Origin of the sequence: Terrabacter sp. NPDC000476, from assembly GCF_040300125.1 — a bacterium.
GTDB lineage: Bacteria > Actinomycetota > Actinomycetes > Actinomycetales > Dermatophilaceae > Terrabacter.
Map to the genome: position 1 here is coordinate 360072 of NZ_JBEPDF010000002.1, position 18654 is coordinate 378725.

The window sequence follows — 18654 nt, forward strand, 5'->3', positions numbered from 1 at the left end:
CCTCATGACCTCCTCCCGCACCGCCCTCGTGACCGGCGCCTCCGGCTACATCGGGGGGCAGGTCGTGCCGCGCCTGCTCGACGAGGGCTGGACCGTGCGCGTGCTGACCCGGCACCGCAGCTCGATGGACGACCGGCCGTGGCACGACCGCGTCGAGGTGGTCGAGGGCGACGTCTCGTCCGCCGACGACATGCGGCGGGCGCTCGACGGCGTCGACGCCGCGTGGTACCTCGTGCACTCGATGGACGACAAGCCCGACTTCGCCGAGCGCGACCGCGAGGCGGCGACGATCTTCTCCGAGGCGGCCCGCGCCGGCGGCGTCTCGCGCATCGTCTACCTCGGCGGCCTCCACCCCGACGACGAGGTGCTCTCGCCGCACCTCGCCTCGCGCGTCGAGGTCGGCCGCATCCTGCTCGACTCCGGCGTGCCGACCGCCGTGCTGCAGGCCGCCGTCGTGCTCGGCGACGGCTCCGCGTCGTTCGACATGCTGCGCTACCTCACGACGCGCCTGCCGGCGATGGTCGCGCCGAAGTGGCTCGACAACCAGATCCAGCCGATCGCGATCGACGACGTCGTGACGCTGCTCGTCGGCGCCGGCAGCCTGCCGGCCGAGGTCAACCGCACCTTCGACATCGGCGGTCCGGAGGTGCTCACGTACCGCGAGATGATCGCGCGGTTCTCCGACGCCACGGGCCGCCGCCGCCCGGTCGTCGTCACGGTGCCCGTGCTGACGCCACGCCTCGCCAGCCACTGGGTGGGGCTCGTCACGCCGATCTCGGCCGGACTCGCGAAGCCGCTCGTCGGCAGCCTCGTGCACGAGGTCGTCGCCAAGGAGCGCGACATCGAGCGCTACGTCGACGTGCCGGGCGGCTACACCGACTTCGACACCGCGGTCCGCTCGGCCATGCGCACGGCCCGGCCCGACACCGTGATGCGCAACCTCGCGCTCGCCGGCGCGGCGACCGCGGCGACCGTGGTCGTCGGCTCGCTCGCGACCAAGCCCGACTCGAACTGGTACCGCTCCCTCGACCTGCCCGACTGGCAGCCGCCGGCGATCGCGTTCCCGCTCGTGTGGAGCGTGCTCTACACCGACATCGCGGCGAGCTCGGCCACCGTGCTGAACGCGCTCGACAAGGACGGTGACGCCGCCGGGCGCCAGGCCTACCTCAAGGCCTTCGGCACCAACCTCGCCCTCAACGCCGCGTGGAGCTGGCTGTTCTGGCGCTCGCGCCGCCCGTGGGTGGCCGCGGCCGAGGCCGCCCTGCTCACGGCGAGCTCGGCCGACCTCGCCCGCCGCGCGGGCCGGGTGAGTCGCGGGTCGGGCGTCGCCCTCTCGCCGTACGCGGCGTGGTGCGGGTTCGCGACCGTGCTCTCGGCCGCCATCGCCCGGCGCAACCCCCGTCGCTGACCTCCTCTACGACTCTCTAGCGCCGAACCGAGACAGGGGTAGAGCGCGCCATCGACCCGAGCCGCTCACCCGGCGCCGGGCTCGTGCGCGAAGGCGCGCCGGTAGGTGACCGGCGGCACGCCGATCTCGCGCGAGAAGTGGTGCCGGAGCACGGCGGCGGTCGCGAACCCGCTCGCGTGCGCGATGCGTTCGACGTCGAGGTCGGTCGACTCGAGCAGGTGGCGGGCGCGCAGCACCCGTTGGCTCGTCAGCCACCGGTGGGGCGTCGTGCCGACCTCGGCGGCGAACCGGCGCGCGAAGGTGCGTTCCGAGAGGGCGGCCCGCCGGGCGAGCGACGGGATCGAGTGCTCCTCGTCCAGGCGCTCGGAGACCCACTCGAGGAGGTCCTGCAGCCCCTCGCACGGCTCGGTGGGCAGCGGCGTCTCGACGAACTGGCGCTGGCCGCCGGACCGGTGCGGCGGCACGACCATGCGGCGGGCGATCCGCGTGGCCACGTCCGAGCCGAGCTCGGAGCGCACGAGGTGCAGGCAGGCGTCGATGCCGGCGGCCGTGCCCGCGCTCGTCAGCACCGGGCCGTCCTCGACGTAGAGCACGTCGAGGTCGACGCGCGCCCCCGGGTTCTCGGCGGCGAGCTGCGCGGCGTGCCGCCAGTGCGTCGTGCACTCGCGCCCGTCGAGCAGGCCGGCCGCGGCGAGCTGGAAGGCGCCCGAGCAGACCGAGAGCACCCGACCGCCGGCCGCGACGGTGTCGCGCAGCAGCTCGAGCACGGCCGGGTGGTACGGCCCGTCGGCCGCGCCGCCGGGGATCGCGACGAGGTCGACGCCGCGCGCGGCCTCGAGCGGCAGCGGCGCCACCACGCCCATGCCGGTGGTCGTGCGCAGCACCTCGCCCGGCCGCGTCGAGCACACCCGGAAGTCGAAGGGCGGCACCCCGTCGTCGGTGCGGTCGACGCCGAAGACCTCGCAGAGCACGCCGAGCTCGAAGGTGGCGACGGGCTCCTCGGCGACGACGGCAACGGTGCGCAGCATGGGGTCAGGGTCGCACTCTTGGCAGGATCTTGTCGAGCATCGACAGTTCTGCCACTCGTGGCAGCATCACGATGAGCGCAGACTTTCTGCCATGGACATCATCGTCTTCCTCATCCTCGTCGGACTCGTCGTCGCGGCCCTGGAACCGCACCACCGCAAGACCTTCCGCCTCCCCCGGGCCCCGTTCGGCGCGGACGCCGAGGTCGACCGCGACCTCGAGCGCGTGCTGCACGACGCCCCGATCGCCCACTGACCCCACCTGATCCCGCGCGACCCCACCTGACCCCGCCCGACCCCGCCCGACCCCGGCTACCTCGCCCGGCGCCGTGTCAGCAGCACCCCGGCGATGCAGAGCGCCCCACCGACGAAGGTCAGCGGCGGCGGCACCTCGCCGAGCAGCGCCCATGCGATGAGCGTCGCGAGGAACGGCACGAGGAACGTCGTCAGGGTCAGTCGGCCGGCATCGCTGCGGGCGAGCACGTAGGCCCACGTCGAGAACGCGATGGCCGTCGGGAACACGCCGAGGTAGGCGATCCAGCCGAGCGTCGCGGCGTCGGCGGTGCGCACGACGTCGACGAGCTCGCCCGACCACGGCAGGCACACGACGGCACCGATGACGCACGCGAGCCAGGTGACCTCGGGGCCCGGCAGCCGGCCGAGGAGCGGCTTCTGCGCGAGGACGCCGACGGCATACGTGACGGCGGCGAGCACGGCCAGCCACACGCCCACCGGGTCGCCCTCCTCGCCCGACGCGAAGCCCTGGGCGATGACGACCACCCCGCCGAAGCCGACGGCCATGCCGAGCAGCAGCCAGCGACTCATCCGCTCGCCGAGGAACACGGTGGCGAGCAGGGCCACGAGGATCGGTCCGATCTGCACGAGCAGCGCCGACGTGCCGGCGTCGATGCGGCGTTCGGCCTCGTTGAGGGCCAGGTTGTACACGCCGAACCAGCCCACGCCGCAGAGCAGCAGGAGCGGCCAGTCGCGGCGCGCGGGCCAGGTGCGCGGGCGGCGGAAGACGAGCACGCCCAGCGCCACCGACGCGACGAGGAGCCGCCCGAGCGAGAGCGCGCCGGGCGGCACGTCGCGACCGAGGTGGCGGATCGCCACGAACGCCGACGCCCAGAGCAGCAGCGTGACGGCGACCGCGCCGAGGACGAGCCCCGCGCCGCGCCGCGAACCCCGGACCGCCGGGCTCGGGGCATCCTCGGAGCCGGAGGCAGCGGCCGCTCCGGAATCGGCACTGTCGGGACGCACGCTCACGCGAGAACCCTAGGGGCCGGCACCGACACGACCGCCCACCTTCCCCATCACCCTTGCCGTTCGGCACGAACATAAGTTAGCGTTGGGACCATGCAAAGACCTGGTTATGCCACGGAGGCCGGTGAGGACTGTCGCCCGCTCGGGGGCGCCGGCAGGCGCTGACGCCTCCCGAGCGCCACCGACCCGACCACACCGCCACCTCCCGAAAGGCCCACCATGTCCCGCGGCACGCAGCGCACCACCGTCGACCTCGCCCAGACCGCCCGGCGCCTCGCCCGCCAGCGCTCCCTCTGGCAGGGCCTCGTCGACTTCGACCCGATCACCCGCTACTACGCGCGGCTGCACGCCGACGCCGACCACGAGGCCTGGCTGCTCACCTGGCTGCCGGGTCAGGGCACGCCGTGGCACGACCACGGCGGCAGCGCCGGCTCGTTCGTCGTGCTCCAGGGCGTGCTGACCGAGGAGGTCGCGGGCTACCGCAGGGCGCGCGACCTCGACGACGTGCGGCGCGCGACGGGTCCCGGAGTGCTCCTGACCCCCGGCGACCAGCGCAGCTTCGGCACCCGGCACCTGCACCGCGTCACGAACGCCGGCTCCGACCCCGCCGTCAGCCTGCACGTCTACGCCCCCAAGCTGACCTCGATGACGAACTACCGGGACGTCGGTGGCGTGCTCGAGGTCGAGGAGCAGGCCGAGGTCGGGGTCGACTGGTGAGCGAGCCGGTCCGCCCCCGCCGCACCATCGACGACGTGCTCGCCGAGGCGCGCGACCGGCTCCGGCGGCTGACCCCGCAGGAGGCGGCGGACGCCCACGCGGCGGGGGCCGTCGTCGTCGACATCCGCCCCGCCGCGCAGCGGGCGGCCGAGGGCGAGCTGCCCCTCGCGACGGTCATCGAGCGCAACGTCCTCGAGTGGCGGCTCGACCCCTCGAGCAGCGCTGCCCTGCCCTTCGCGAGCCACGACCTCGAGGTCGTCGTGCTGTGCCAGGAGGGCTACACCTCGAGCCTCGCGGCCGCGGCGCTGCAGGAGCTCGGCATCCACCGCGCGACCGACGTCATCGGGGGGTATGCCGCGTGGTCGACGTGGCAGCGCGAGCAGGACGACCGGCGCGCGCCGACCGACCGGAGCCAGGCGGGCGGCCAGGCGTCGCCACCGTCGCCGCCGCCGTCCTGATCGCGGCGCTCAGCCGGTCGAGGGGCTCGGAGGCGAGCCGCCAGCGCTGCCAGTAGAGGGGGACGTCGACGTGGTCGCGCGCGCCGAGGCGCACGAGCTCGCCGGACGCCAGGGCAGGGGCCGCCTGCGCCTCGAGCAGCGCGCCCCAGCCGAGGCCCGCGCGGACGGCCGTGGCGAAGCCGTGGCCGTCGGGCACCTCGTGCGTCGGCGGCGGCTCGGCGACCCCGTGCCGGTCGAGGACGCGCTGCTGGATGTCGTCCTTGGCGTTGAACCGGACGACCGGCAGGGCCGCCCAGTCGACGCGGCGTCCCCGCCGGTGCCGCTCGAGCAGGGCGGGCACCACCGTCGGCAGGTAGCGCAGGGTCACGAGCGGCTCGGTCGAGCAGCCCTGCACGGGAGTCGGGTCCGAGGTGACGGCCCCGAGCACCTCCCCCGAGCGCAGCAGCCGGGCCGAGTGGTCCTGGTCCTCCACGTGCACCCTCAGCACCACGTCGTCCCACCCGGCCACGACCGGCAGCACGTCGGCGAACCAGGCCTCCACGGAGTCGGCGTTGACGGCGACGGGGAGGTCGACCCGCGCGCCCCGCGCCGGGGCCAGCACGGCGAGGGTCTCCGACTCGAGCAGCAGCTGCTGGCGGCCCAGCCGCACGAGCGCCTCACCCGCGGTCGTCGCACGGCACGGCACGGCCCGGACGACCAGCACCTGGCCCACGGCGGCCTCGAGGGCCTTGACCCGCTGGCTCACCGCCGACGGCGTGACGTGGAGGTGCCGGGCGGCGGCCTCGAACGTGCCGAGGTCGACGATCGCCAGCAGGGTGGCGAGGTGCTCGGTCTGCAGCCGCATGAAGCCATGCTAATGATGACCAAGAATCCTTCGCTTCACTGCATCGCCGCCGCGGCCTACCGTCGGGGCGTGACCTCCCTCCTGCCCGGCTTCCTCACGATGGCCTCGCTCATCGTCGCCATCGGGGCGCAGAACGCCTACGTCCTGCGCAGCGGGCTCGCCCGCCACCACGTCGGGCTCGTCGTCGCGGTGTGCGCGCTCAGCGACGCCCTGCTCGTCGCGGCCGGCGTGCTCGGGGTCGGCGGGCTCGTCACCGCGCACCCCGCCCTGCTCACCGTCGTGCGGTGGGTCGGCGCGGCATACCTCGTCGGCTACGGGCTGCTGTGCCTGCGCCGCGCCCGGCACCCCGTGGCCCTCGGCACCGACGGCGCCCTCCCGTCGCGGGGCGGCGTGCTCGCGACGGTCGTCGCGCTGACCTGGCTCAACCCGCACGTCTACCTCGACACGGTGCTGCTCGTCGGCTCCCTCGCGAACCAGCACGGCAGCGACGGCCGGTGGTGGTTCGCCGGCGGGGCGGCCGCGGCGAGCCTCGTCTGGTTCACGGCGCTCGGCCACGGCGCCCGGCTGCTCGCCCCGCTCTTCGCCCGACCCGCCACCTGGCGCGTGCTCGACGTGGCGATCGCGCTCGTGATGTTCGCCATCGCCGCGGGCCTCGTGCTGGGCCCGGGTGGCCTGCCTCAGGCGGGAGCCCCCGCGCGGGTGCCCGGGATCTGAGGTAGCCGGCCGCGGTGGATAGGGAGGTCGCCCGATGTGGCGGCCTACCTCAGCGACCGACTCTGGAGAGGTCCAGACCGGCACCAGCGAAGGAACCACCATGACCGCCCTGCACCTCGACCACCGTCTCGTCCGGGCCGAGCTCGAGCACCGCTACCCGTTGCGCCACCGGGCCCGCCGCGACTCGTCGCTCGAGATCATGCGCCGCACCCTGGCGCGCGTCTCCCGCCAGGAGAACGACCCCGCCCACACGCGGTGACGCGGTCCGACACCCCGCCGGGCCGGCCGCTGTCGTCGGGGTGCGCGATGATGCCGCGTATGCCGCTCCGAACCGGCCCGCTCGTCGGTCGCGAGACCGACCTCGGCCGCCTCGCCGACGTCATCGGGCTGCACCCCACCGAGGGGAGCCGACCCGGTGGCGTCGTCGTGCTCTCCGGCGACGCCGGCATCGGCAAGTCGCGACTCGCCGGGCAGCTGCTCGCGGACGCCGCGGCGGCCGGCTGGTTCACGGCGGTCGGGCACTGCGTCGGCCAGGCCGGCAGCGCGCTCGCCTACCTGCCGTTCGTCGAGCTCGTCGGCACCGTCGACACCAGCCACCCCGAGGTCGTCGAGCGGGTGCTCGACACCCACCCCAGCCTCGCGCACCTGCTGCCCGGCCGGCCGGCGCAGCCTCCCACCGACCTGCGCGACGCGCCCCGGCGGGGTGGCGAGCCCGTCGGTCGCTCCACCGATCCCGGCCAGGTCGCCGAGGCCGTGCACGCCCTGCTCGCGGCGGTCGGCGCGGTCCGGCCCACGCTCGTCGTCGTCGAGGACGTGCACTGGGCCGACCGCTCCTCGCGCGACCTCATCACGCTGCTGCTCACGCGCGGGTTCCCCACGGCCGTCGGCCTCGTCGTCACCTACCGGTCCGACGACCTGCACCGTCGCCATCCCCTCCACGAGACCCTCGCCGTCTGGGCGCGCATCGCCGGGCTCGAGCACGTCGACCTCGGGCCGCTGCCCGACGACGCGGTGCGCGAGCTGGTCGCGGTCACCGAGGGCGCTCCCACCGACGCCGTCACCACGGCCGAGATCGCCCGCCGCGCCGAGGGCAACCCGTTCTTCGCCGAGGAGCTCGTCGCGAGCGCCGCCGCCGGGCAGTCGCTGACGGGCGGCCTGGGCCGCGTGCTGCGCTCACGCGTCGAGCAGCTCGACGACACCACGCAGCGGGTGCTCCGCGCGGTCGCCCTCAAGGGCGGGCAGTTCATCGGCCACGAGCTGCTCTCCCGCGTGCTCGACCTGCCCGACGACGTGCTCGAGTCGTGCCTCGCGGAGGCGGTCGAGCACCACGTGCTCGAGACCCGCTGGCCGCCCGCCTACACCTTCCGCCACGCCCTGCTCGGCGAGACCGTGGCCGACGGCCTCCTGCCCGGTGAGCGCCTGCGCCTGCACCGGGCGTATGCCGCCGTCCTCGCCGACCACCCCGGGCTCGGGCCCGCGTCGGAGCTCTCCCGGCACGCGGCCGCCGTCGGCGACCTCGCGACCGCGGTGCGCGCGAGCCGGGCGGCCGCCGAGGCGGCCCTCGCGGTCGGCGGCCCGCAGGAGGCCCTGCTGCACCTCGAGCGGGTGCTCACCTGGCTGGAGGACGACGACCACCAGCGCGACGAGGTGACGTTGCGCGCCTCCGAGGCCGCCACCGTCGCGGGCGACCCCGTGCGCGCGCTGGAGCTGCTCCGCGACCGCCTCGCCCACCCGGGACGGGCCCAGCCGCCGGGGCTGCGGGCCGACCTGCTCGCCGCGCTCGTCCATGTCGGCCGCGGTCTCGACGTGCCGATGGACCCCCTCGCCCTCACCGACGAGGCCCTCGCGCTGCTCGCGCCGGACACGCCCGACGAGCGGCGCGTGCGCGTGCTCTCGGCCCGCCTCCAGGCCCTCGTCGACCTCGGGCTGTGGATCGAGGCGTCGACGGTCGGCGACGAGGTCTCGCTCCTCGCCGAGCGCCTCGGCCTCTCGGGGCAGCTCGCGGTCATCCGCACGATCCAGGCCCGCGTGCTCGAGGTGCAGGAGGACCTCGACGCCGTGGAGTCCCACCTGCGCACCGTCCTGACCGGCCTCGACCCGGACGACCCGCTGCGCCTGCGCGCCCGCCACCAGCTCGCCTCCCTCGCGCACCGGCGGGGCGACCTCCCGGAGGCGCTCGCCCGCTTCGACGCCGGAGCGGCGGACGCGCGGCGGCTGAACCGCGAGTGGGCGCCGTGGGGTCAGGAGTGCCGGCTGCTCGGCGGCCTCACCGCCTACGAGCTCGGCGACTGGGACGGGGCCGAGCGTCGCCTCGACGTCGGCCTCGACGGCGGACTCGGCGGCGGGCCCGGCGGCGCGCACCGTGGCCGGGCTCCCGAGCCCGGCGGCACGATCTTCACCGGCGCCCTCCTGCAGGTGCGGGCCGGACGCGGCGACAGGCTCGAGCCCGGCCTGCTCGGCCGGCTGCGGCGGTGGTGGCCCTACGACGGGCTCGCCGTCGTCGTCACCGTCATGCCCGCCGTCGACCTGCTCGGCGACGCCGGTCGACACGACGAGCTCGTCGACCTCGTCGACGACGCCGTCGCGCGGCTCGACGCCGCCTGGGGCGAGTACCGCGCGGTCGTGCGCCTGGCCGCGCTCGTCGGCGGGCAGGCGGCCTCGGCCGCCCTGGCCGCCGAACCCGCCACGCGTGAGCGCCTGACCGCGCTGACCACGACGCTGCTGTCGCGGGCCCGGCACGTCACGGCGCTCCGCCCCGCCGCCGGGGTGGCGAGCCGGCCGACCGACGACCGCGCCGACACCGCCGATCTCGAGCACTCGAGCCGTGAGACGTGGGCCTGGCTGCTGCGTGCCGAGGCCGAGTCGCTGCGGCTGCGCCGGGCCACCGAGCTCGACGACCCGCCCGACGGGCCGTCCGCCGTCGACGCGTGGCGGGCCAGCGTCGCCGCCTTCGACGGCTACGGCCACGCCTTCGAGGCGGCCCGGTCCCGGGCCCGGCTCGCAGCGGCGCTGCACGCGTTGGGCGACGACGACGCGGCGCGCGAGGAGGCCGATGCCGCGCGCGCCGTCGCGGAGCGGCTCGGCGCCCGGCCCCTCCTCGCCGAGCTCGACGCCGCCGTGCCGCGTCGGTCCGCGAGCCGGGTGGCGGCACGCTCCGCGACGCGCGACGCCACCGAGCCGACCACCCGAGAGCTGACCGCCCGCGAGCTGGAGGTGCTCGGGCTGCTCGCGCGTGGCCTCACCAACGGGCAGATCGGCAAGCAGCTCTTCATCAGCACGAAGACCGTGAGCGTCCACGTCTCCAACCTGCTCGCCAAGCTCGGCGCCGCGGGCCGCACGGAGGCCGCGGCCATCGCCCGGCGCCGGGGCCTCGTGCCGGAGTGACGGCCCGTCAGGCCGTCGCGCCACCGAGCACCGCTGCCCGGGGGCGCGACCGGCGCAGGCCGGGGGTGAGCGCCAGCGAGGCGACGACCGAGGCGACGGCCATGACCCCCATCGCCTGCGCCGCCGCGACCGGCCCGACCCCGAGGGCGCTCGCCACCGTGCCGCCGACGAGCGCCCCGAGCGCCTGCCCGACCATGAGCCCCGTGCCCTGCAGCCCGAAGGCCTGCCCCCGGGCCTGCGCGTCGGTGTGCGTCACGAGCCGTTCCTGCAGGGGCAGGCTCGCCGAGTAGCCCACGGACGCGACGAAGGCGAGCGCGGCGGCCCACGGCAGCGACGGGACGGCGAAGAAGGCGAGGTAGGGCACGGCGAGGAGGAGGCGCAGCGGGCCGATGAGCCGGTCGCGCACCGCCACGGGGAGGAAGCGGCCGACGACGACGTCGCCGAGCAGCATGCCGGCGGCCGTGACGGCGAAGAGGTAGCCGGCGCGCTCGCCCGCGAAGGGCACGAACAGTGCCTCGCACCCGACGACCAGGCCGTTGGGGACCCACATCGTCAGGTAGAGCGGCCGGACGACCCGCGAGCCGAGCAGGGCACGGTTCACCTCACGCGTGCGGCGCACCACCGAGGCCCCGGTGTGGCGTGGTGGGTGGTCCGACAGGCCGAGGCGGAGCAGCACGACGGCGAGGAGGAGGGCCGCGGCGGCGCCGAGGAAGAGCTGCGTCGTCGTGAAGGCGACGAGCAGCAGCCCGCCGACGCCGTAGCCGACGATCTGCATGCCGCCGACCGCGACGTTCATCGTCGCGCGCCCGAGGATGAAGCCGTCGGGCGGGAGGATGTCGGAGACGAGCGCCATCATGCTGCCGCCGAGGGCCGAGGTGATGAGCGGGCCGACCGCGAGCAGCGCGAAGCGCCACCCCCACGCGAGGCCGGGGATCGCCTGGAGGAGGTCGCTGGCCATCGTCGTCGTGAAGACGAGCAGCAGCGCGGTGCGGGGACGGACGAGGTCCGAGCCCGAGCCGAGGAACGACTGGCCGAGGATGCGCATGAGCGGCGCGCCGAACATGGCGAGCGCCGTCAGGGCCGGCGACCCGGTGGCCGCGAAGGTGATGGTGCCGAGCGCGAGGGACGCCACGGCATACGCCCCGATGTTGAGGCACTGGACGACGAAGAGGACCCGGAACTCCCGGACGGCGAACAGCTGGCGGTACGTCTGCACCGCGTCACCCTGACCCACCCGGACCCAGGGGCGCTAACGTTTCGGCAGGAGGCGAAACATGGGGACCTGGCAGATCTCGGCGGACCTGCTCGCGCGCAGCCGTTTCGTCATCTCCCCGCGCATCGAGACGGTCGGCGCGCTCAACGACCTCGTGCGCCCGTCCGACCCCGAGGGGCGGGCGCTCGCCGCCGCGCACGGCGAGGCGTTCCGGACGATGCTCGACGAGCACCCCGTGCGGCGGGCCGTGCTCGACCACAGCTGGCGGCCGCAGTGGATCTCCGACTGGCTGTGCCTGCCGCCGGCCACGGGCGGGCGCACCTTCGCCGAGGAGCTGGACGACGTGCGCGACCTCGGTGACGACGTCATGCGCGAGTGCCTCGCCGAGAGCTCCCCCACGCGCGAACTGCCCGACGCGCTGCTCGCCGACGGGCTGACCGAGCACGGCGCCGACCTGCTCGAGTGGGTGTGGACGCACGTCCTCGCCACCGACTGGGCGCGGCGCGAGCGGATCCTGCACGCGGACGTCGTCGCCCGTACCTCGCGCCTCGCGACCCAGGGCTGGGCCGCGGTGCTGCACGACCTCGGCCGCGACCGCGAGTGGGTCGGCGACGGTCACCTGCGGATCAACCACTACGACCTGCCGTCGCGGGTGCTGCCCGACGACGCCGACCTCTTCTTCGTCCCCGTCAACCACCGCGCCCGCTGGGTGGGCTGGCTCCTGCCGAGGCGGTATGCCGTCTACTACCCCGTCGCCGGAGCGCTGGCCCGCGTCGACGCCGGGGCCCCCGACGGGCTCGCGCGACTCGTCGGCCGCAACCGCGCGCGGCTCCTCACCGCCATCGGGTCGCCGTCGAGCACGAGCGGGCTCGCGGCGACGACGGGGCTCGCGGTCGGGTCGGTCGGCGACCACCTGCAGGTGCTGCTCGCGGCCGGTCTCGTGCTGCGCCGGCGCTCGGGGCGCGAGGTGCTCTACTGGCGCACCGCCGTCGGCGACGCCCTCGTCGCCTCGGGGTCGGGGCACGGGCCCGGGTAGTCCTCCCCATGTACGAACCGGACGACCGCCCCTAGCCTCCGTGCTGCGGACCGCGACCGCGACCGCACCACCGACACCCAGGGGTCCGTCATGTGTGAGCTCCACGAAACCGCCACTCCCGCCGTCGGGCGCCGCACTCTCCTCCGCGGCGCCGGTGGCCTGCTCCTCGGCGGTGGCCTCGTCGCCGCCACCTCCAGCGCCGCCCAGGCCGCGACGTCCCAGAACGGCTGGCCGGCCGGCTCGTCGTCCACGGTGCCGCTCGCGACCCTCTCGGTCGGTGCCGCGACCTTCCCGGCAGGCGTGCGGCGCGGCGACGTCCACGTCGTCCTCGGCTACGTCGCCCGGCGCTTCGACGACGAGGTCGAGGCCCTCGTCAAGGGCTGGTGCTGGGGTCACAGCTACCGGCCGATCTCGGGCAGCACGACGCTGTCGAACCACTCGAGCGGCACGGCGATCGACCTCAACGCCCCGCGCCACCCGCTCGGGAGGTCGGGCACGTTCACGGCGACGCAGCGCTCGCACATCCGCGCGATCCTCACCTCCTGCAACGGAGTCGTCCGGTGGGGCGGCGACTACTCGGGCCGCAAGGACGAGATGCACTTCGAGATCAACGTGCGCCCGGGCGACGCCCGCCTGGCAGCCCTCGCCAAGCGCATCGGGGGCGGCGGGGGCACCCCGACGCCCACGCCGATCGCCTGGACGACCGTCAAGCGCGGGGCGAGCGGCTTCCGGGTCACGGCGATCCAGCACCTGCTCCGCGCGCGGGGCCAGAGCCTCACCGTCGACGGCTCGTTCGGCCCGACGACCCAGGGCAAGGTCGTCGCCTTCCAGCGGTCCCGGGGCCTCGCCGCCGACGGCGTCGTCGGCCCGAAGACGTGGTCGGCGCTCGTCGTCACCGTCCGGCGCGGCTCCACGGGCCAGGCCGTCGTGGCGGCCCAGAAGCTGCTGACGCACCGCGGCTACACGCTGACCGCCGACGGCGCCTTCGGCGCGGTCACGACGTCGAAGACCCAGGCCTTCCAGCGCTCGCGGGGCCTGACGGCCGACGGCGTCGTCGGCCCGCGCACCTGGGCGAAGCTGACCGCCTGAGACGGGCCCTTCCGGACCGGCGCTCCCCTCCGGACCGGCGCTCCCCTCCGGACCGGCGCTCCCCTCTGGACCGGCGCCTGGCGCAGACGCACGTGTGCCGCCGAGCCGAGGCTCGGCGGCACACGTCGTTCGCGGTCCGGGTGGCAGGTGCCACCCGGCGTCCGGTGAACGGCTCAGTTCTTGAAGGCGTCCTTGACGTTCTCGCCGGCCTTGCGCGCGGAAGCCTCGGTCTGGTCCTTCTTGCCCTCGGCCTCGAGGCGCTCGTTGTCGGTCGCGTCGCCGATGGCCTCCTTGGCCTTGCCGGCGAGGTCCTGGGCGGCGTTCTTGGCCTTGTCAGCGATACCCATGGTGCATTCCTTCTCTCGTGGTGCCGACCGCGATGGCGGCCGGGGTCTGGTGGGGGTGTGCGCGGGGTCGGGCGACCCCACGCGGGTCAGGCGACCCGGCTCGGCGCCGGGGCGCGGCGACCGACGACGACCCGGACCCGCAGGCCGACGCGGTCGTCGGTGGCGCGGGCGAGCTGCTCCGCGACCTCGGCCACGGCTCGCTCGATGCTTCGCACGTCGGCGCGCGCCGACGTCGTGGCCTTGAGGTCGACGAGGGGCCGGCCCTGGGCGTAGGCCGTCGTCGAGCGCACGCTCGTGACGTCCGGCCGGGTGCGGAGCGCGCGCGCGGCGGCGTCGGCGACCGCCCCGACGTCGTAGCTGAGCCGCCCCTGCGGTGAGCTGCCGGGCAGGCCCAGCCGGCTCGGGCGCGACCGCGCGAGGTGCGCGAGCAGCCACCAGAGGCCGAGCCCGACGAGGAGCAGGCCGGCGGCGGCGAGCGCCCAGGCCCACCAGCCCTGGCTGGGCGCGTCGGCCACGCCGGCGGCGAGCACGAAGCGGTCGGGCGCCCCGGAGAGCGTGCCCAGCCGCCAGAGCAGCCCGAGCACGCCGGCGGCGAGCAGGAGCAGCCCGGCGAGAAGCACGAGGGTGCGGTCGACGGCGACGGTGCGGCGGGTCATGAGTGGTCTCCGATCGCTCGGGTCGTGACGCGGACCGCCGGCGTCGAGGAGAGCCCGCTCAGGGAGTGCTCGACGGCCTCGGTGATGCCCGCGGCCACGCCGGGATCGGTGCTCGTCGTGCGGGCGAGCACCCGCACCGTGCGGCGCGTCGCGGTGGCACGTGCCTCGACGACGCCGTCGACACCCGACGCCGCGCTGCGCGCGATGCCGGCGACGGCCGACGGGGTGAGCCACACGAGGGAACGGTCGCCCACGGCGAGGTCGCGGCGCGGGCGCGGGCGCACCGCCACGACGACGACCCAGAGACCGAGGAGCGCGAGCACGACGCCGCCGGGCACGTACCACGCCTGCGGTCGCACGCTGCGCAGCTTCTCCACGAGCGTGCTCGTGACGGCGCTGCCGTCGAGCAGGCCCGCCAGCACGGCGGCGTCGCGGAGCAGGAGCACGCCGACGGCCGTGACGAGCAGGCCGAGCAGCACGGCCCAGCCGGTGGCCGGGGGCGCTCCGGTCGGAGCCGGTGCCCCGGTGGGAGCGCTGGTGCGCGTCCCGTCCGGCCCGGGCGTGCGGGCCGGGGACTGCTGTGGTGTTGCGGTCACTGGACCCGTCTCCTCTCGGGGATGTCGGTGGGCAGGTGGGCGACGTGGACGTCGACGGCGTCGACGGTGAGGCCGGCGAGCTCGGTCAGGGCCCGGGCGACGCCGTCCTTGGTGCGGGTGGCGACGTCGGCGAGCGATGCGGGCCAGCGGGTGGCGATCTCGACGGAGGCCCGGGCCCGGTTGCCCGCGACCACGACCTCGACCCGCGGCAGCGAACGCCCGGTCACCTTCTCCAGGGTGTCGGCGTGCCGCAGCACGCCGTCGACCTCGAGCACGGCCGCCTCGACGATGCGCTCGACGGCCCGGTCGCGCAGGACGAGCGTCCCGCGCGCACCGGCGTCGACGGCCTCGGCCGGCGCTGTGGGCTCGGTGGGCTCGGTGGGTTCGGCGTCATTCACGGCCGCGCCCACCCAGGAGGCGGCCGAGGTCGAACTCGCCGTCGCGCTGGCCGCCGAGCAGGAAGCCGACGCCGCCGAGCACGAGGGCGAGCAGGAAACCGGTGAATCCGCCTGCGGCGCCGGCGACTCCGAGCAGGAGGCCGGCGAGGAGGCCGACGGTCGAAGTGGTCATGTGTCTCATCTCCAGGAGTTCGAGTGGTCAGGGGCCGTGGTGGCGGGTCGCGTCGTGGCGGTTCGCGTCACGGGGAGGTGTCCGTGGGGGCATCCGGCGTGACGTCCTCGACGGTGACGTGGACGGGCAGGTCGACGACGGAGCGCACGGCGCGCCGCACGTCGTCGGCCACCTGCCGCACCGGGCGTCCGCTGCCGACGGTCACGTGGACCTCGGTGCGGTCGTCGCGCTGCCGGATGCCGACGACGCGGCGTCCCGGCAGGTAGGTGGCGGCCGCACCGAGCGGGCCGCCGTGCAGGCCGGTCACGCCCTGAACGGCGAGGACCACCTCGCCGATGCGGTCGACGAGCCCGGCGGGGTCGGGACGACCGACCTGGTCGTCCGAGCCGACCCCGCCGTCCGCCGGCACTGCGCCCATGGGTGTCACTGCACCCGGGGGGCCTCGGTGGGAGCGTCGTCGCCCTCGTCGAGGTAGACGTCGTGGACGGTCACGTTGACCTCGACGACGTCGAGACCGGTCATCCGCTCGACCGAGGAGATGACGTTGCGCCGGATGTCGGTCGCGAGGTCGGCGATGGCGATGCCGTACTCCGCGACGATGTCGATGTCGATGGCGGCCTGCGTCTCGCCGACCTCGACGCCGACGCCCTGGCTCTGGTTGACCCGGCCACCGGGGATGCGCTCGCGCAGGGCGCCGACGGCGCGGGCGGCGCCACCACCGAGGTCGTGCACGCCCGAGACCTCGCGGGTCGCGATGCCGGCGATCTTCGACACGACGGTGTCGCTGATGATCGTGCGGCCCTGGCTCGTCGAGCCGGAGGCGTCCGAGGGAGCCGTGCGGGTCTGGGAGGCGTTGGTGTCAGCCATGGTCACTGCCTTTCGTGTGTTCGTGCTGTCACAGGTGTAGTCGCGCCGACCCGGCAGAACCGCACGCTCCGGTCACTGTGACCTGCGTCATACCCGTCCTGGTGCAGCGAACGGACGCGGCGACCGAGCGGGTACGTGCTCTCCGTGACCGACCTCGCCGACCGCAGCGACGCGAGCCTCGCCCGCGACGCCGCCCTCGGTGACCGCGCCGCCTTCGAGACGCTGCTCCAGCGCCACGGCCCGGCCCTGCACCGCTACGCCCTCCGCTCGTGCTCCACCGCCGCCGACGCGGAGGATGTCGTGCAGGAGACGTTCGTCGCCGCCTGGCGCGGTCTCGCCCGGTGGGACGGTCGCGCGAGCGTCAAGACGTGGCTCTTTGCCATCGCGGCCCGTAAGGTGGCCGACTCGGGGCGACGGCGCCGTGCCGTCCCCATCGACGACGAGCTGCTCGAGCCCATGGCGTCCCCGGACGCGGGGCCCGACGAGCGGGCGCACGAACGTGAGCTGGTCGAGGCCTTGGAGCGAGCCCTCGACGAGCTGCCCTACCGGCAACGGGCCTGCTGGGTGCTCATCGAGGTCGAAGGGCTCGGCCAGGCCGAGGTGGCCACGGTGCTCGGGATGACTCCCGACGCCGTCCGGGGCACGATCTTCCGAGCGCGGCGCAACCTGACGGAGAGGATGGTGAGATGGCGGTGAACGGCAGGCCGCAGGACACGTCGACGCCCGAGCCCGCGAGCCGACCGGCCACGGCGGAGGAGCAGCAGCGCGCCGCCGACCTCGTGCGCCGGGGCGCCGAGCAGATGCGAGCCACCCCCGCCCCGGGCTGGTTCGACGTCGCGGCGCGGGTGACCCAGGCCGTCCGCTCCGCCACACGCCGCGGGGTCGAGATCGACGCGGCCTGGGTGGTCACCGACCCGCTCGCACCCACCGCCACACCCACCGTCGGGCCCGGTGGGGCCGCCGGTGAGGTGGCCGGCGACCGGCTGCGGATCAGCGACCTCGTCGTCGTCGACGCGCTGCGTCGCGCGCTGGCCGCCGTGCCGCGGTGCCAGCCGAGCGCCGTCGACCTCCTGCTCGACGAGGACACCACGCCCGACGGCAATCGGGTCGTGCGGTGCAGTGGCGCGCACGTGGGTCTCGTGGCGGCCTTCGACGTCGACCTCCACGCCGTGGCCGGGCAGGCCCGGGCGATCACCCTCGAGACCCTCACCGACCTGCTGGGCCCCCCACCGGACGGCCTCTCCCGCGACGCGGTGGTCGACGTCGAGATCGTCGACGTCACCCGCGAGGACCCCCGGATCTGACGCCGCAGACCGCGCGCGGGCCCGGCGGCGGCCACGGCGCAACGTCGCGCGCGCGCCCAAGGTTCACCGTCGACCCCTGTCTTTCTGCCCAGGGGCCGGACCAGCATGGGGGCATGGACACTCACCTCGGTGTGCCGACCGGCACCCCCTCGCGTCGCCTCGTCCTCGGCTCGGCCGCCGCCGTCGCCGTCACCGCCCTCAGCGCACCCACCGCATCCGCCCACGACACCACCCGCGACTCCGGTCACGACCGTCACCACGGCCGTCTGCCCCAGCGCATCGACCTCCCGACGGGGACGCAGCCCGAGGGGATCACCTCGAGCCCCGACGGCACCTTCTACGTCGGCTCCGTGGCCGACGGCCGCGTCGTCACGGGGAGCCTGCGCGGCGGCCGCGTGCGCACCCTGCTGGCACCGGCGACCGGCCGCTCGCTCCGGGGTCTCTTCCACGTGCGCCGCACCGGACTCGTGTGGGCCGTCGGCTCGGTCGGGGCCGTCGGGCACGTCTGGGCCCTCCACGCCCGCACCGGGGCGGTCGTCGGTGACGTCGTCGTGCCGGGCGCCGGCTTCCTCAACGACCTCGTCGTCACCCGCGACGCCGTGTGGGTCACCGACTCCTCGGTCGACCGCCTCACGGTCGTGCGGCTCGACCGGCACGGCCGCCCGGCCCACACCGCGCCTCGCTTCGTGCCCCTGGGCGGCGACTGGCCCTCGAGCCCGCCGAACACGTTCAACGCCAACGGGATCCGCGTGCTGCCGCACGGACCCGTCATCCTGAACCACAGCCGCGTCGGTGGCCTGTGGCAGGTCGACGCCCGCACCGGCGCGGCCCGCCGGATCCCCGTCGCCGGCGGCCCACCCATCACGAGCGGCGACGGGCTCGAGCTCGTCGGCCACACCTCGTACAACGTGCGCGGCAGCGGCCCCCGGGACGTCAGCGTCGTGGCCCTGCGCTGCGACGACGGCCGCGTGCGGGGTCGCCACGTCGCGACGCTCACCGACCCGACGCTCGACGTGCCCTCCACGGCGACCGCCTCGCTGGGCGCGCTCTGGGTCGTCAACGCCCGCTTCGGCATCCCCGACCCGACGACGGCGCCCTTCGCCATCACCCGTCTCGGCCGGGTCTGAGGCTGCTCGTGCCGCCGGGCCCCGCACCTCGGGTGC

General features: G+C 75.5%; 23 protein-coding genes. 12 read left to right on the forward strand and 11 right to left on the reverse strand.

The window, feature by feature from the left end:
* The first annotated feature begins 4 nt into the window (after positions 1-4).
* Positions 5-1408 carry a tryptophan-rich sensory protein gene (locus tag ABT295_RS14110; protein WP_352395037.1) on the forward strand — a complete coding sequence of 468 codons (1404 nt, stop codon included), beginning with the start codon at positions 5-7 and terminating at the stop codon, positions 1406-1408.
* Positions 1409-1473: 65 nt separating this feature from the next.
* Here ABT295_RS14110 and ABT295_RS14115 read toward each other — a convergent pair whose 3' ends face one another.
* On the reverse strand, positions 1474-2436 hold the full coding sequence (locus ABT295_RS14115) for a GlxA family transcriptional regulator (RefSeq protein WP_352395038.1): 963 nt from the start codon (positions 2434-2436) through the stop codon (positions 1474-1476).
* Between the two features lie 91 nt (positions 2437-2527).
* On the opposite strand from ABT295_RS14115, the gene ABT295_RS14120 reads away from it, so the two are divergent.
* Entirely contained in the window at positions 2528-2689 is a 162-nt protein-coding gene (locus tag ABT295_RS14120; protein ID WP_352395039.1) for a hypothetical protein, read from the forward strand.
* 56 nt (positions 2690-2745) lie between these two features.
* Here ABT295_RS14120 and ABT295_RS14125 read toward each other — a convergent pair whose 3' ends face one another.
* Positions 2746-3699: a DMT family transporter gene (locus ABT295_RS14125; protein WP_352395040.1), complete on the reverse strand. Its 954-nt coding sequence runs from the start codon at positions 3697-3699 to the stop codon at positions 2746-2748.
* Between the two features lie 216 nt (positions 3700-3915).
* Between ABT295_RS14125 and ABT295_RS14130 the strand changes: the two genes are divergently transcribed.
* Complete coding sequence (locus ABT295_RS14130) at positions 3916-4413, forward strand: cysteine dioxygenase (protein ID WP_352395041.1); 498 nt, start codon at positions 3916-3918, stop codon at positions 4411-4413.
* Positions 4410-4871 carry a rhodanese-like domain-containing protein gene (locus ABT295_RS14135; RefSeq protein WP_352395042.1) on the forward strand — a complete coding sequence of 154 codons (462 nt, stop codon included), beginning with the start codon at positions 4410-4412 and terminating at the stop codon, positions 4869-4871. The genes ABT295_RS14130 and ABT295_RS14135 overlap by 4 nt, the downstream gene beginning before the upstream one ends.
* Here ABT295_RS14135 and ABT295_RS14140 read toward each other — a convergent pair.
* Positions 4753-5715: a LysR family transcriptional regulator ArgP gene (locus ABT295_RS14140; RefSeq protein ID WP_352395043.1), complete on the reverse strand. Its 963-nt coding sequence runs from the start codon at positions 5713-5715 to the stop codon at positions 4753-4755. The genes ABT295_RS14135 and ABT295_RS14140 overlap by 119 nt on opposite strands.
* Before the next feature lie 69 nt (positions 5716-5784).
* Here ABT295_RS14140 and ABT295_RS14145 point away from each other — a divergent pair, with 69 nt between their 5' ends.
* From ABT295_RS14145 to ABT295_RS14155, 3 genes are all read left to right on the forward strand, one after another.
* A complete protein-coding gene (locus ABT295_RS14145) occupies positions 5785-6429 on the forward strand; it encodes a LysE/ArgO family amino acid transporter (protein ID WP_352395044.1) in 645 nt (214 codons plus the stop codon).
* Between the two features lie 100 nt (positions 6430-6529).
* Positions 6530-6688, forward strand: a complete 159-nt coding sequence (locus tag ABT295_RS14150) for a hypothetical protein (protein ID WP_352395045.1) — start codon at positions 6530-6532, stop codon at positions 6686-6688.
* Positions 6689-6747: 59 nt separating this feature from the next.
* Positions 6748-9813 (forward strand): helix-turn-helix transcriptional regulator, encoded by a 3066-nt coding sequence (locus ABT295_RS14155; RefSeq protein ID WP_352395046.1) that lies wholly within the window; start codon positions 6748-6750, stop codon positions 9811-9813.
* Between the two features lie 7 nt (positions 9814-9820).
* Here the strand turns inward: ABT295_RS14155 and ABT295_RS14160 are convergent, their stop codons facing one another.
* Complete coding sequence (locus ABT295_RS14160) at positions 9821-11029, reverse strand: MFS transporter (protein ID WP_352395047.1); 1209 nt, start codon at positions 11027-11029, stop codon at positions 9821-9823.
* A 58-nt stretch (positions 11030-11087) separates the two neighbouring features.
* On the opposite strand from ABT295_RS14160, the gene ABT295_RS14165 reads away from it, so the two are divergent.
* Both ABT295_RS14165 and ABT295_RS14170 read left to right on the forward strand, forming a co-directional pair.
* Positions 11088-12062, forward strand: a complete 975-nt coding sequence (locus ABT295_RS14165) for an ArsR/SmtB family transcription factor (protein WP_352395048.1) — start codon at positions 11088-11090, stop codon at positions 12060-12062.
* Positions 12063-12152: 90 nt separating this feature from the next.
* Positions 12153-13151, forward strand: coding sequence for a peptidoglycan-binding protein (locus ABT295_RS14170; RefSeq protein ID WP_352395049.1), 999 nt, complete (start codon positions 12153-12155; stop codon positions 13149-13151).
* 173 nt (positions 13152-13324) lie between these two features.
* Here ABT295_RS14170 and ABT295_RS14175 read toward each other — a convergent pair whose 3' ends face one another.
* The 7 genes from ABT295_RS14175 to ABT295_RS14205 form a co-directional block, all read right to left on the reverse strand.
* Positions 13325-13498 (reverse strand): CsbD family protein, encoded by a 174-nt coding sequence (locus ABT295_RS14175; protein WP_352395050.1) that lies wholly within the window; start codon positions 13496-13498, stop codon positions 13325-13327.
* A gap of 86 nt (positions 13499-13584) precedes the next feature.
* Positions 13585-14154, reverse strand: coding sequence for a hypothetical protein (locus ABT295_RS14180; RefSeq protein ID WP_352395051.1), 570 nt, complete (start codon positions 14152-14154; stop codon positions 13585-13587).
* Positions 14151-14750, reverse strand: a complete 600-nt coding sequence (locus tag ABT295_RS14185) for a DUF6286 domain-containing protein (RefSeq protein ID WP_352395052.1) — start codon at positions 14748-14750, stop codon at positions 14151-14153. Before ABT295_RS14185 ends, ABT295_RS14180 begins: the two co-directional genes overlap by 4 nt.
* Positions 14747-15148, reverse strand: a complete 402-nt coding sequence (locus ABT295_RS14190; RefSeq protein WP_352395053.1) for an Asp23/Gls24 family envelope stress response protein — start codon at positions 15146-15148, stop codon at positions 14747-14749. The genes ABT295_RS14185 and ABT295_RS14190 overlap by 4 nt, the downstream gene beginning before the upstream one ends.
* Positions 15141-15320: a DUF2273 domain-containing protein gene (locus ABT295_RS14195; protein WP_345509143.1), complete on the reverse strand. Its 180-nt coding sequence runs from the start codon at positions 15318-15320 to the stop codon at positions 15141-15143. Before ABT295_RS14195 ends, ABT295_RS14190 begins: the two co-directional genes overlap by 8 nt.
* 67 nt (positions 15321-15387) lie before the next feature.
* On the reverse strand, positions 15388-15738 hold the full coding sequence (locus ABT295_RS14200) for a cation diffusion facilitator family transporter (RefSeq protein ID WP_352395054.1): 351 nt from the start codon (positions 15736-15738) through the stop codon (positions 15388-15390).
* A 5-nt stretch (positions 15739-15743) separates the two neighbouring features.
* A complete protein-coding gene (locus ABT295_RS14205) occupies positions 15744-16187 on the reverse strand; it encodes an Asp23/Gls24 family envelope stress response protein (RefSeq protein ID WP_352395055.1) in 444 nt (147 codons plus the stop codon).
* 144 nt (positions 16188-16331) lie between these two features.
* Between ABT295_RS14205 and ABT295_RS14210 the strand changes: the two genes are divergently transcribed.
* The 3 genes from ABT295_RS14210 (at position 16332) to ABT295_RS14220 (ending at position 18618) form a co-directional block, all read left to right on the forward strand.
* Positions 16332-16883 (forward strand): RNA polymerase sigma factor, encoded by a 552-nt coding sequence (locus ABT295_RS14210; RefSeq protein WP_352395056.1) that lies wholly within the window; start codon positions 16332-16334, stop codon positions 16881-16883.
* Positions 16874-17491 carry a hypothetical protein gene (locus ABT295_RS14215; protein WP_352395057.1) on the forward strand — a complete coding sequence of 206 codons (618 nt, stop codon included), beginning with the start codon at positions 16874-16876 and terminating at the stop codon, positions 17489-17491. The genes ABT295_RS14210 and ABT295_RS14215 overlap by 10 nt, the downstream gene beginning before the upstream one ends.
* A gap of 113 nt (positions 17492-17604) precedes the next feature.
* Complete coding sequence (locus ABT295_RS14220; protein ID WP_352395058.1) at positions 17605-18618, forward strand: SMP-30/gluconolactonase/LRE family protein; 1014 nt, start codon at positions 17605-17607, stop codon at positions 18616-18618.
* The last annotated feature ends 36 nt before the right edge of the window (positions 18619-18654 follow it).

Coding starts and splice junctions, on each gene's coding strand:
- ABT295_RS14110 (WP_352395037.1), top strand. CDS start 5: ATGACCTCCTCCCGCACCGCCCTCGTGACCGGCGCCTCCGGCTACATC.
- ABT295_RS14115 (WP_352395038.1), bottom strand. CDS start 2,436: ATGCTGCGCACCGTTGCCGTCGTCGCCGAGGAGCCCGTCGCCACCTTC.
- ABT295_RS14120 (WP_352395039.1), top strand. CDS start 2,528: ATGGACATCATCGTCTTCCTCATCCTCGTCGGACTCGTCGTCGCGGCC.
- ABT295_RS14130 (WP_352395041.1), top strand. CDS start 3,916: ATGTCCCGCGGCACGCAGCGCACCACCGTCGACCTCGCCCAGACCGCC.
- ABT295_RS14140 (WP_352395043.1), bottom strand. CDS start 5,715: ATGCGGCTGCAGACCGAGCACCTCGCCACCCTGCTGGCGATCGTCGAC.
- ABT295_RS14150 (WP_352395045.1), top strand. CDS start 6,530: ATGACCGCCCTGCACCTCGACCACCGTCTCGTCCGGGCCGAGCTCGAG.
- ABT295_RS14155 (WP_352395046.1), top strand. CDS start 6,748: ATGCCGCTCCGAACCGGCCCGCTCGTCGGTCGCGAGACCGACCTCGGC.
- ABT295_RS14165 (WP_352395048.1), top strand. CDS start 11,088: ATGGGGACCTGGCAGATCTCGGCGGACCTGCTCGCGCGCAGCCGTTTC.
- ABT295_RS14170 (WP_352395049.1), top strand. CDS start 12,153: ATGTGTGAGCTCCACGAAACCGCCACTCCCGCCGTCGGGCGCCGCACT.
- ABT295_RS14175 (WP_352395050.1), bottom strand. CDS start 13,498: ATGGGTATCGCTGACAAGGCCAAGAACGCCGCCCAGGACCTCGCCGGC.
- ABT295_RS14180 (WP_352395051.1), bottom strand. CDS start 14,154: ATGACCCGCCGCACCGTCGCCGTCGACCGCACCCTCGTGCTTCTCGCC.
- ABT295_RS14195 (WP_345509143.1), bottom strand. CDS start 15,320: ATGACCACTTCGACCGTCGGCCTCCTCGCCGGCCTCCTGCTCGGAGTC.
- ABT295_RS14200 (WP_352395054.1), bottom strand. CDS start 15,738: ATGGGCGCAGTGCCGGCGGACGGCGGGGTCGGCTCGGACGACCAGGTC.
- ABT295_RS14205 (WP_352395055.1), bottom strand. CDS start 16,187: ATGGCTGACACCAACGCCTCCCAGACCCGCACGGCTCCCTCGGACGCC.
- ABT295_RS14215 (WP_352395057.1), top strand. CDS start 16,874: ATGGCGGTGAACGGCAGGCCGCAGGACACGTCGACGCCCGAGCCCGCG.
- ABT295_RS14220 (WP_352395058.1), top strand. CDS start 17,605: ATGGACACTCACCTCGGTGTGCCGACCGGCACCCCCTCGCGTCGCCTC.